Origin of the sequence: Candidatus Thioglobus sp., assembly GCA_028228555.1 — a bacterium.
Classification (GTDB): domain Bacteria; phylum Pseudomonadota; class Gammaproteobacteria; order PS1; family Pseudothioglobaceae; genus Thioglobus_A.
Genome location: JAOJBP010000002.1, coordinates 145134 through 156957 on the forward strand (window position 1 = coordinate 145134; position 11824 = coordinate 156957).

At 35.0% G+C, this 11824-nt stretch carries 11 protein-coding genes; 9 read left to right on the forward strand and 2 right to left on the reverse strand.

The annotated features are described in order from the left end of the window. The first annotated feature begins 53 nt into the window (after positions 1-53). From N9Y32_02440 to N9Y32_02465, 6 genes are all read left to right on the forward strand, one after another. Entirely contained in the window at positions 54-1217 is a 1164-nt protein-coding gene (locus tag N9Y32_02440; GenBank protein MDB2589869.1) for an ABC transporter permease subunit, read from the forward strand. Between the two features lie 5 nt (positions 1218-1222). Beyond that, a complete protein-coding gene (locus N9Y32_02445) occupies positions 1223-2323 on the forward strand; it encodes an amino acid ABC transporter permease (protein ID MDB2589870.1) in 1101 nt (366 codons plus the stop codon). A 52-nt stretch (positions 2324-2375) separates the two neighbouring features. Further along, positions 2376-3104 (forward strand): amino acid ABC transporter ATP-binding protein, encoded by a 729-nt coding sequence (locus N9Y32_02450; protein ID MDB2589871.1) that lies wholly within the window; start codon positions 2376-2378, stop codon positions 3102-3104. Between the two features lie 103 nt (positions 3105-3207). Next, positions 3208-3636, forward strand: a complete 429-nt coding sequence (locus N9Y32_02455) for a hypothetical protein (GenBank protein MDB2589872.1) — start codon at positions 3208-3210, stop codon at positions 3634-3636. Between the two features lie 269 nt (positions 3637-3905). Continuing rightward, positions 3906-4574: a hypothetical protein gene (locus N9Y32_02460; GenBank protein MDB2589873.1), complete on the forward strand. Its 669-nt coding sequence runs from the start codon at positions 3906-3908 to the stop codon at positions 4572-4574. 2 nt (positions 4575-4576) lie between these two features. Further along, positions 4577-4918, forward strand: a complete 342-nt coding sequence (locus N9Y32_02465) for a thioredoxin domain-containing protein (protein ID MDB2589874.1) — start codon at positions 4577-4579, stop codon at positions 4916-4918. Between the two features lie 130 nt (positions 4919-5048). Here the strand turns inward: N9Y32_02465 and N9Y32_02470 are convergent, their stop codons facing one another. Continuing rightward, complete coding sequence (locus N9Y32_02470) at positions 5049-6344, reverse strand: Y-family DNA polymerase (protein MDB2589875.1); 1296 nt, start codon at positions 6342-6344, stop codon at positions 5049-5051. Further along, positions 6292-6879 (reverse strand): translesion error-prone DNA polymerase V autoproteolytic subunit, encoded by a 588-nt coding sequence (gene umuD / locus N9Y32_02475; protein MDB2589876.1) that lies wholly within the window; start codon positions 6877-6879, stop codon positions 6292-6294. Before umuD ends, N9Y32_02470 begins: the two co-directional genes overlap by 53 nt. Positions 6880-7057: 178 nt before the next feature. Between umuD and N9Y32_02480 the strand changes: the two genes are divergently transcribed. The 3 genes from N9Y32_02480 (at position 7058) to nrdB (ending at position 11816) form a co-directional block, all read left to right on the forward strand. Continuing rightward, positions 7058-8071, forward strand: coding sequence for a 2Fe-2S iron-sulfur cluster-binding protein (locus N9Y32_02480; protein ID MDB2589877.1), 1014 nt, complete (start codon positions 7058-7060; stop codon positions 8069-8071). A gap of 322 nt (positions 8072-8393) precedes the next feature. Continuing rightward, positions 8394-10670, forward strand: a complete 2277-nt coding sequence (gene nrdA, locus N9Y32_02485) for a ribonucleoside-diphosphate reductase subunit alpha (protein ID MDB2589878.1) — start codon at positions 8394-8396, stop codon at positions 10668-10670. 9 nt (positions 10671-10679) lie between these two features. Then, entirely contained in the window at positions 10680-11816 is a 1137-nt protein-coding gene (gene nrdB, locus N9Y32_02490) for a ribonucleotide-diphosphate reductase subunit beta (protein ID MDB2589879.1), read from the forward strand. Positions 11817-11824: the final 8 nt, after the last annotated feature.

The window sequence follows — 11824 nt, forward strand, 5'->3', positions numbered from 1 at the left end:
CATATAAAATGGCTAACTGATACAGTTGGTCATTTTTTTTATAAAGGTTTTTTATGTTTATAAAACTAAAATCACTGCTATACAACAACGAAGTTAGGGCGATTGCATTTCAGGTTCTAGCGGTTGTTTTTATTGCTTATTTTGTTTATCAAGCTTTTGATAACATGATGCTTAACATTGAGCAAAGCGGTATTAGAAGTGGTTTTGGTTTTCTAAATGATGAAGCTGGTTTTGCTGTCAATGATAATTTCTTTTTGACGTATTCGCCAACTTCAACTAATTTACAGGCATTTTATGTCGGTATTATTAATACTTTAATTGTCGCAATAACAGGTATATTTTTTGCTTCAGTTATTGGTCTTATTATTGGTATTGCTCGTTTATCTAGCAATTATCTGATTAGAAAAATGGCTACTGTGTATATTGAGATTTTTAGAAATATACCAATATTGCTACAAATTCTATTTTGGTATTCAACAGCGCTTAGCGTTCTCCCATCTACTAGAAATAGTATGAATTTTTTGGATAGTGTTTTCCTCAATTCAAGAGGATTATTCTTGCCTAAATTTATTATAGGAACTGAGTTTTATCTCGTACTTGCAAGTTTTATTATTGGTATTGTTACTTATGTTTTTATTAAAAAACGTAGCACCAAAAAACATGATGAAACGGGAATTGCAACCAATACTATCCCTCACTTTTTAGGACTTGTAGTTCTACTCCCAATTGCGGCCTTTTTTGTTTTTGGTGCGCAATTAGAATATCCAGCTTTAAAGGGTTTTAATTTTCAAGGCGGCACAGACTTGTCTATTGAGTTCTTCTCTTTGGCTTTTGCTTTAAGTATTTACACAGCCACCTATATTGCTGAAGCTATTCGCTCAGGTATTGATTCGGTGGATAAAGGGCAAAAAGAAGCAGCAGCAGCGTTAGGGTTAAGACAAGGCCAAGCAATGCGTTTAGTGGTATTACCACAAGCACTAAGAGTCGCAATACCGCCAATTATTAACCAATACTTAAACCTTACTAAAAACTCCTCTTTAGCAACAGCAGTTGGTTATTCAGAATTAGTTACTATATTTTCAGGTACGGTTTTGAATGTAGTAGGCCAAGCGATTGAAATTATTGCATTGACAATGTTGGTTTATTTGACAATCTCACTCTTTATCTCATTAGTCCTAAATATTTTTAACAAGAAAATGGAAATCAAGGGTAAATAACTATTATGGCAGTCTATCCGTTAAAAGAAACAAAAAAAGCGCCACAATCGCAAACAAAGGTCATTCTATGGCTGAAAGAAAACTTACTTTCATCTACATCTAATGTTTTACTTACTCTTGTAGCGCTTTACCTTATTTATCTAATCTTGCCACCTATTTTAAACTGGACAATTTTTGATGCCAATTTTGATTTAAATGCGGATAACGACTCTTGTGGTCGAGAGGGCGCTTGCTGGGCTTTCATTTATGATAATTTCAAGATGTTTATTTATGGATTTTATCCTGAAGAAGAGTTATGGCGTATTGACACTATGTTTGGCCTTATTGTAGTCATGATCATGTTTGGATCTTGGATTAAAAAATCACAATATAGAATGCATTATATTATCGGTGCTTTCTTAGTATATCCGGTTGCTGCCTTTTTCTTGCTTCATGGAGGGTTAGGTTTAGAAGTTGTTGGAACTGATAAATGGGGCGGGCTTACCTTAACCATTGTAGTGGCCGCCGTTGGTATTGTCGCTTCTTTTCCATTAGGTATTTTATTTGCTTTAGGGCGGCAGTCTAAAATGCGCATCGTACGATTTATTTCAGTTGTGTTTATTGAATTTGTAAGAGGCGTGCCACTGATCACTATTTTATTTATGGCGTCAGTTATATTACCTCTATTCTTTTCAGTAGGCATGGACTTTGATAAATTACTTAGAGCTCTAATTGGCATAACTCTTTTTCAAACAGCCTATATTGCAGAGGTTATAAGAGGTGGACTGCAAGCTATTCCTAAAGGTCAATATGAGGCAGCGGACGCTTCAGGTTTAAATTTTGTACAAAAAACCACCCTTGTTATTCTGCCACAAGCTTTAAAAATATCAATCCCTAATATTGTAGGATCATTTATTGCGTTATTCAAAGATACGACGTTGATTTTAATTATTGGACTGTACGATATGTTAGCGATAGTAGGCGCAGCCACAAGTAATTCTAGTTGGCTAGGCAGAAACTCAGAGGGCTATGTTTTTGTTGCTATAGTCATGTGGGTCATACTATATTCTATGAGCCGCTACTCAAAAAAACTTGAAGTAAGATTTAGCACAGAACATAAAAATTAAAAAAGGAAAGAAGTTTATGAGCAATCCAACAGATGACAGACTTTGCTGCGATATTATTGAAATTAAAGGGCTGAATAAGTGGTATGGAGAGTTCCATGCATTAAAAAATATCGATTTAACAGTTAAAGAAGGTGAAATCATTGTTGTTTGTGGGCCATCAGGCAGTGGAAAATCTACTTTAATTCGCTGTATAAATTTTCTTGAGAAGTTTCAAGAGGGCTCTATCATAGTTGATGGGACTGAGTTAACAGACGATGTTAAAAAAATCAGACAAGTGCGTTCTGAAGTGTCAATGGTATTCCAGCATTTCAACTTATTTCCTCATTTGAGTATCATTGATAATCTAACACTAGCACCAATCTGGGTACACAATGAAACTAAGCAACAAGCAAGAGAAAAAGCATTAACTTTACTGGACAGGGTTGGTATCAAGGACCAAGCTGAAAAGTATCCAAATCAGCTGTCTGGTGGCCAGCAACAGCGTGTTGCAATTGCTAGGGCGCTATGCACTTCACCTAAAATAATGTTATTTGATGAGCCGACATCAGCGCTTGATCCAGAAATGATTTCAGAAGTATTAGATGTTATGATCGAACTCGCTAAAGAGGGCATTACTATGCTCTGTGTGACTCATGAGATGGGTTTTGCTAAGAAGGTTGCCGATCGTGTTATCTTCATGGATGAGGGTCAGGTTATTGAGCAAAATACACCTGATAAGTTCTTTGAAAATCCAGAATCAGAGCGTTTGCAGCTGTTTCTAGATCAGATATTAACCAATTAAACCTAATTTAAAGAATGCTTTAGGGTGTTTTGAGTGTTATTTACCTAAATTATAGGTTTAGTTTTGATAAACTAGGTTTATTAATCTTAAACAAATCTTTATTATGCCCTGGTTTGGAAAAAACAAAAAACAAGAGTTGGATCAAAAACTTGATGATAAGCAAGGCTGGAATAAAGACTTAAAGCTTAATAATTCAATTTCAAATTCAGCCAAACAGCAAGGTTTTATTTTTGAAGAAAACATTGATGCAAAAGTAGTTATAGATACATCAAGTACTAAGAAAGGACTAAGTTGTAATATAGAAGAAATAAGCTCGGAGCAAGTTCAAGTATTAAGAAATTGCCAACTAGAAAGTAGTGCTGAGGAGTTGATGAAAATTCTAAAACGCACACATAAACATCGATTTAAGAATGATATTTTAAATCCCTTGTTGGATTGTCATTTTTTTGAACGCACCATTCCGGAAAAACCAAAAAGCCCAAAACAAAAATACAGATTAACAAGTAAGTTTTCTCGTTCTAAAATAATTTAGTATGGCAAAACGACAAATAACAGCTTAATAGTCAAAATTCTGCTATTTTTTCTTCATTTCTTTCAAATTTTAGATTTAAGAGGTTTTTTCATAAAATCGATGAAAGTATTTGGATTGATGTAGAATCGTTAAAAATTGGACGTTTTTAATTATAATATATAAGTCATTGATTTTTAACTAATTTATTTATATATTCCCTTATTTTTCGGTTTTTTCGTGTTTTTCACCTTATAATATGATTAATTTTTAGCTATGTATTTATTTTAGATATGAGTAGATTTTTCTTCTTCATTATTTCATTGTTATTGAGCGTTAGTTCATTGGCTAGTTCCACTGTTTTTGCAATTAATGATGATAGCGCTATTCGATCAGAAAGAACTAATCTTAATAATGAGAATGTCATCAAGATTATTGGTAAAAATCAACCTTTACAGCGTTTAACAATGCATTATTCTGGATGGTCTTTAGTTAGCATTGATGATCTTAATGGTTGGATTTTGTCTGAAAAATTGACCTCTATACCCCCTATTTCAGATTTAAAAAATATTAACAAAGCATCTGATACCCTCGTAACCCAAGAGAAATTATTGGCGCAACTTAAAGATAAAATGCAGACTCTCACCCAGAAAAACTTTTTATTGGAGAGTGAAAATAATCGTTTAAACACGTATATTGTTAAGCTTAATGCTGATTTGAAGACTTCGAATTCAACTTTCGAACACTTAGAAAAAGACCAAAACCCACCTAAATTAGAAAACTCTGACGATTTAGTTCCACTCACCAATGATAATTCTTTCTTCTCTTTTATGGGTATTTTAAATATTAATTGGATTTATTTAAGTGTCACTATTTTGATTGTATTATTGACTGCTATTTTCTTTATTTATAGTAAGAATAAGCGTCAACATTTCGATCTTAATACCATTAAACGTCATTAATTATGCCTGCTTTAGAGGTTAATATTGACAATTTTGAGGCGCTTGTACTAGAGGAGTCTCACCATCGATTAGTGGTTTTAGATATTTCAGCTGAGTGGTGTGGGCCATGTAATGTTTTAGAGCCAATCATTAATTCTGTAGCATCAGAGTATGATGAAAAAGAGTTTTTACTGGCCAAAATTGAAGCGGAAGATGAAAATATGAAAATTGCTGGGCGCTATGGTGTGCGTGGATTTCCAACTGTTATTGCTTTTATTAACGGTGAAGAAGTTGATCGTTTCCATTCTGCTCAAACTCCAGACTTTGTAAGTAATTTTATCGATATTAATCTTAGTAAAATTTAGTCTTTAATTGATTTTTATTACTGATAATAAGTTCGTATAATTTATATTATGTTAAATAAGTTATATTTTTATGTCTAATCCTTTTTGTATCCTATCCCCTGCTAATATAATCTCATCTTTTTAGCTATTTTTAAATACTTAGCAATTCAGACCAATTAGTTGTAAATCTATTTGATTTAAAATCACTTCTTGGTAGCCAACGATCATTACCAAGTTCGCTTGCATAGCGTAATAATTTACCATATGGATGTTTTTGTAATGATTGAGTTGTATTATTAGCCATAAACATGTCTTGCTGGCTCTTATCCGGCGTTAGGCTTCCTAGCATAACACCGCCCTTATAAAACTTATAGCCTGGTTCGTAAATTTGCTTAAGTATTTTTGCACATAATGGTATCAATAATCTTTCATCGCTAACAGGTGTACTCATACCAATCGTTTTTGATAGATTGATGCGTGAAATATTTTTTTTAAAAGGGTTTGTGTAAATATAAATACTCATAGAGGTGGCTGCCAAAGACTTCTGATTAAGCCTATTGACAGCCTTTCTGGTTAAACTTGTCAATGCTTGGTTGATCTCGTCAAAATCGCTTAAATCGAGTCCAAAAGAGCGTGAAGATACAATTTGCTTCCTAGCTGGTTCAATTTCTTCTATTGCCAGACAAGAATAGCCATATAGCTCTCTATATATACGCTTGCCATTAACGCCTAATAAGGTTTCAATAATTCCAATATCAGCCTTGTAAAAATCATAAGCACTGTTAATTCCAATCTGCTGTAACTTTTGGGCTGATTTATTTCCAATACCCCAGATATCAATCACCTCAAAAGAATCTAATAGCTTTTCAAAGCGTTCAATTGGTAAGGTATCGATGTCAAATACTCCATTAAACCTTGAGTAAATTTTAGCAATACGATTGGCTAGTTTTGCTCGTACCTTTGTGCTGCCAATACCTACGCAAACCGGAATACCCGTCCATGATTTAACCTGGTTTTTTAGTGTTTGCATGTATGTATTCAGGTTTATTGTAAAGCCTGATAAATCTAGGAAACTCTCATCAATTGAATACACCTCTTGTATAGGTGAATATTGGCTAATAACTTTCATCACTCGAGATGACATGTCACCATATAAAGGATAATTAGATGACTTAACTACGACTGATTTACTAATCATTAAATCTTTCATTCGGTAATATGGCACACCCATCTTAATTCCGAGTGATTTAGCTTCATTAGAACGCGCAATAACACAGCCATCGTTGTTACTGAGGACCACAATAGGTTCTCGCTCTAATTTAGGCTCAAACACTCGCTCACAGGATGCATAAAAATTATTACAATCAATCAGTGCAAATTTTTGCTGGCTGAATTTAGGCATATTGATGAATAGTTGACGTAACAACACCCCAAATAATAAGCTCATTGCCTTCACTAATCTCAATATCTTTAAATTCTGGATTTTCAGCTTTTAAGCTAATTTTTCCTTTGTATTTATGTAGTCGCTTAACAGTAAATTCACCATCTACTACGGCGATTACTATTTTTCCACTTTTAGCAGTTAGAGACTTATCCACGACCAGGATATCACCTGGATGAATTCCAGCATTTAGCATTGACTCACCTTGTGCACGTACAAAAAAAGTAGATTCCTGATGGTGGATCAGATGCTTATTTAAGTCAAGACGATCCTCTAAGTGATCATCTGCAGGAGATGGAAATCCAGCCTGCACACGTGAGGAAAAAATAGGGATAAACACATTGGGCGCATTAAAGTCTGGTTCAAGCACTTCTACATCAGACTTTAATTGAGATTTATATACATTTAAAGTCGATTTAACGGTGTTTACTAGACTAACTGGCACACGCATTACCTTGGTGTCTTCTTTAAATTTACCCGAATTTTTCTTACGGCCTGCGCCTATTCTAGCGCCACCATGAGTTTGTATTTTTTGATTCATTTGAATATTGTAACATTAATCAAATAAATCAGTTGGTTTTATTACAAACATTGTAAAAAGCATAATGATAATTTTTGTAACGGTAATGGCATTATCGACCTACCTGGTGGCTATTATTAAACGAGCAGGGATATAAAGTAATTGTATAATTTGTTTAACCATCACCCTACTCAAACAAATGAATCATTCGGATCTTTATCAAGTTAAACTTCAAGGCCAGGAAAAATTATTTGAATGCGCTCATTCAGACTCTATTCTTGATGGTGGCCTGCGCCATGGCTTGTCGATGCGCTATGAGTGTAGTAATGGTACTTGCGGCGTTTGCAAAGCCAAACTTGTTAAGGGTGATATTGAAAAGATCAAACATCATGATTATGCCCTCACTGCTGAGGAGATAGATAATCAAGAGTTCTTAATGTGTTGTCATGCACCCAGCTCAAATCTTGAGATTGAGCTCGATTTGATTGGAGATGTTCGCTTAATTCCTCTTCAAAAAATTCAGACTAAAATCAAAAGCATCCGTTTTGTTAATGAAAACATGGCGATTGTCAGTCTAAGAACGCCACGCTCTAAAAATTTACAATTTATGGCGGGACAAGATGTTGAGTTAAACTTTAAAGGGTTGGTGTCTCGCTACCCTATCGCCTCATGCCCGTGTCACGGCATGGAGCTTGAGTTTCATATTCGAAATCTTGATATTGATGAATTTTCACAATTAATTTTTTCTCATAAAATCAAGGATAAAGATAAAGTTGATCTAACAGGTCCTAAAGGTGTATTTGTCCTTAAAGAAATGTCAGACAAGCCTATGGTTTTTATCGCATGGGATGGCGGATTTGCACCAATTAGAAGTTTGATCGAACATGCTTTTTCATTGGAAATGCCTAATTCTGTTTATTTTTACTGGGCTTATCCAAGTGTTGAGCCTCGCCCTTATTTTGATAACCATGCGCAATCTTGGAATGCTGTGATGGATGATTATTACTATCAGTCAATTGCTTGTGAATTTGATCGAAATAGTCATAATGATTGCCACAAGGTTGCAAGGCAAATTTATGATTCTTTGAATCATGAGATTGTTAATCAATCAGAAGTCTATATTTCTGCACCAGCAGAAGTGTTGATTTATTTAGGTGAATTTTTATTAGAAAATGGCCTAAATGATGCTCAATTGATCGCTTCACCGATTTAGTTATTTTTTAGATAAAAATCTCACTTTTTTAGTGTGTTTTTCGCCTCTAATTTTTTTTATTCTTTCTCCATCTAGCTTTGCGCTTTTTATTATAAAAAAGTAATATTATTACATTATAAATTGATAATATTTTTAAGCTAAAAGCTCTAAATATTATTTTAATTTTTTTTATTCTCTCAATCCCTTTTGCACCAATGTATTTGTTAAATTAAGCTATCTTTTGACATTTTTACCACTTGCAAAAAACATCAAAATACACTATATTTAGTTGCAGTTATCTTTTATGAACACTATATGTAGTGTTTTGAACTCAGGGGAGTAAATGAATCAAAATATTAAAGTCACCAAGCGTAATGGCCAGCAAGAGCCGATCGACATGGAGAAGATTCATCGTGTTGTGCATTGGGCTTCGCAAGACCTAAAAGGGGTTAGTGTTAGTCAGGTTGAAATCAATGCACAATTAGCATTTTTTAATGGAATTAAGACCGAAGACATCCATGAAACAATCATTAAGTCGGCTGCTGATTTAATCTCAAAAGAGGTGCCTGATTACCAATATTTGGCGGCTAGATTGGCTATTTTTCATTTGCGTAAAAAAGCTTTTAAATCTTTTACACCCTCTGCCCTTTTTGAGCATGTGAAAAAATTTACTGATTTAGGTATTTATGACAAAGATATCTTAGATAAATACACCCAAGCTGAAATTGAAGAACTGGATGAGTATATTGATCATTGGCGTGATATGAAATTTTCATATGCGGCTGTCAAACAGCTTGAAGGTAAGTATTTGGTACAAAATCGTGTAACTGGTGATATTTATGAATCACCACAGCAGCTGTACATGTTGGTAGGCATGTGCCTATTTCAAGAATATGAAAATGAAGCTCGCATGTCAATTGTTAAGCGTTTTTATGATGGTGTATCTAACTTTAAGATCTCACTACCAACACCGATTATGGCAGGTGTGCGCACACCAACGCGCCAATTTTCATCCTGTGTTTTAATCGAAGCAGACGATGACCTTGATTCGATCAGTGCAGCATCAGGCGCTATTGTTAAATATGTTTCCCAAAGGGCTGGTATTGGTATTAATGCCGGTAGAATTAGAGCGATCGGCAGCCCTATTCGTAATGGTGAAGCGACACACACAGGCTGCATTCCTTTTTATAAGCATTTTCATACAGCAGTTAAGTCTTGCTCTCAAGGCGGAGTTCGTGGCGGTGCAGCTACCCTTTTCTATCCTTTATGGCATCTTGAAGTTGAAAGTTTACTGGTATTGAAAAATAACACAGGTACGGATGAAAATAGAATTCGTCATCTTGATTATGGCGTTCAATTTAATGGATTGATGTACCAACGTTTTTTAGCTGATGGTGACATCACTTTATTCTCTCCACATGATGTGCCTGGCTTGTACGATTCTTTTTTTGAAGATCAAGATCAGTTTAAGCAATTATATGAAAAATACGAGCAGGACAGCTCAATTCGTAAAGAGACGATTAAAGCCAGAGATTTGTTTGCTAAATTTATGCAAGAGCGTGCCAACACTGGACGTATTTATCTGCAAAATGTTGATCATTGCAATACTCACGGTGCTTTTGATCCAAAAGTAGCGCCAGTGCGCCAATCAAACCTTTGTATGGAGATTACTCTACCGACTAAGCCCTTACATTCAGTTCAAGATGAAAATGGTGAAGTGGCGTTGTGTACACTATCAGCCGTTAACCTAGGCGCATTAGATTCTATTGATGAGTTAGAGGATGTTACAGATATTATTGTACGTGCGCTAGATTCACTACTAGATTATCAAGATTACCCTCTTAAAGCGGCAGAAATTGCAAGTATGAATCGTCGAACTTTAGGCATTGGTGTTACCAACCTTGCTTACTATTTGGCAAAAAATGACGTTAAATATTCTGATGGCTCCGGCAATGAATTGGTTCACACTACCTTTGAAGCGCTTCAGTATTACGCTCTTAAAGCCTCCAATATTCTGGCAGTTGAAAAAGGTGCTTGTCCTTTATTTAATGAGACCCATTATGCACAAGGTATTATGCCAATTGATACTTACAAGAAAAATGTCGATGATTTTTGTGGTTCTGAACTTAAACTAGATTGGGATAAATTACGAGCTGATATCATGACAACCGGTTTAAGAAATTCAACACTGACCGCGTTAATGCCTTGTGAAAGTTCTTCGCAAATTTCTAACTCCACTAATGGCATTGAGCCACCACGTGGTTTTGTATCTATCAAGCAATCTAAAGACGGCATCTTGAAGCAAATTGTGCCAGATTATGAAGCGCTTAAAGATAAATACGAATTACTTTGGGATATCAAGGGAAATGAAGGTTATTTACAGCTTTGCGCTATTATGCAAAAATTTGTTGATCAGTCCATTAGTACAAACACACATTATGATCCTTCTCAATTTAAAAATAATCGAGTGCCGATGAAACTATTCTTGATGGATCTTTTAACGGCTTATAAGTACGGTGTCAAGACTCTTTATTATCATACGACACGTGATGGTGGCGGTGACGATATGCTTGAAAAGGAAGATGATAATGCTTGCGCTGATGGCGTTTGTAAACTTTAGGAATTAAATATGTCATACTCGATTTTTAATAAAAAAATTACGAATACACTGACTCAGCCTATGTTTTTTGGCGATACGGTTAACGTTGCACGCTTTGATAAGCAAAAATTTGAAATGTTTGAAAAACTGACTGAAAAGCAGTTGTCATTTTTTTGGCGTCCAGAAGAAATTGACGTTTCCAAAGATAAAATGGATTTTGCTAAGTTGTTGCCCAATGAAAAACATATTTTTCTTTCTAATCTTCAGTATCAAATTCTTCTAGATTCCGTGCAGGGGCGTAGTCCTAATATTGCATTTTTGCCTATTGTATCTTTACCGGAGTTGGAAAATTGGATTGAAACTTGGAGCTTCTCTGAGACTATTCACTCGCGATCATATACCCATATCATTCGTGCTATTGTCAATGAGCCAGGCGCTGTGTTTGATGATATTATGAAAACAGAGCAAATCATTGAGCGTGCTGAAAGTGTTTCTAAGCATTACGATGAATTAATTAAATGTTCACAAGCTTATCTTTTACATGGTGAGGGAGTGCATAATCTAAATGGTGAGCAAACTACCATTGATTTACGATGTTTAAAACGTAAGCTATATCTGACTATTATGTCTGTTAACATTTTAGAAGCGGTGCGTTTTTATGTGTCGTTTGCTTGCTCTTTTGCCTTTGCAGAGCGTAAGGTAATGGAGGGTAATGCTAAAATTATTAAGATGATTGCGCGTGATGAAGCGCTACATTTAACTGGTACTCAGCATATCATTAACATTATTCGCGAAGGCAAGGACGACCCTGAAATGACTGTTATTGCAGCGGAATGCGAAAAAGAAGTTATTCAAATGTTTAAAGAAGCCTGTGATCAAGAGAAAAATTGGGCTGAATATTTGTTTAGAGATGGTTCAATGATCGGTTTAAACGCTGAAATTTTAAAGCAATATTTAGAATATATTACCAATATACGCATGAAGGCCATTGGTCTTAAGCCTTTATTTGAAGATCGTAGCAACCCACTACCCTGGATCAATCATTGGCTTGATTCTGATAATGTTCAAGTTGCTCCTCAAGAGACAGAAATCACTTCTTATTTGGTGAGTGCTATTGACAATACACTCGATGAAAATGATTCAGATTTTGGTGATTTCAAGCTCTAATTAGCCAA

Bases quoted from the DNA above. Each gene is read 5' to 3' on its own strand.
- N9Y32_02480 (MDB2589877.1), top strand. From the start codon at position 7,058: ATGAATCATTCGGATCTTTATCAAGTTAAACTTCAAGGCCAGGAAAAA.
- N9Y32_02460 (MDB2589873.1), top strand. From the start codon at position 3,906: ATGAGTAGATTTTTCTTCTTCATTATTTCATTGTTATTGAGCGTTAGT.
- nrdA (MDB2589878.1), top strand. From the start codon at position 8,394: ATGAATCAAAATATTAAAGTCACCAAGCGTAATGGCCAGCAAGAGCCG.
- N9Y32_02440 (MDB2589869.1), top strand. From the start codon at position 54: ATGTTTATAAAACTAAAATCACTGCTATACAACAACGAAGTTAGGGCG.
- nrdB (MDB2589879.1), top strand. From the start codon at position 10,680: ATGTCATACTCGATTTTTAATAAAAAAATTACGAATACACTGACTCAG.
- N9Y32_02470 (MDB2589875.1), bottom strand. From the start codon at position 6,344: ATGAGCTTATTATTTGGGGTGTTGTTACGTCAACTATTCATCAATATG.
- N9Y32_02465 (MDB2589874.1), top strand. From the start codon at position 4,577: ATGCCTGCTTTAGAGGTTAATATTGACAATTTTGAGGCGCTTGTACTA.
- N9Y32_02455 (MDB2589872.1), top strand. From the start codon at position 3,208: ATGCCCTGGTTTGGAAAAAACAAAAAACAAGAGTTGGATCAAAAACTT.
- N9Y32_02445 (MDB2589870.1), top strand. From the start codon at position 1,223: ATGGCAGTCTATCCGTTAAAAGAAACAAAAAAAGCGCCACAATCGCAA.
- umuD (MDB2589876.1), bottom strand. From the start codon at position 6,879: ATGAATCAAAAAATACAAACTCATGGTGGCGCTAGAATAGGCGCAGGC.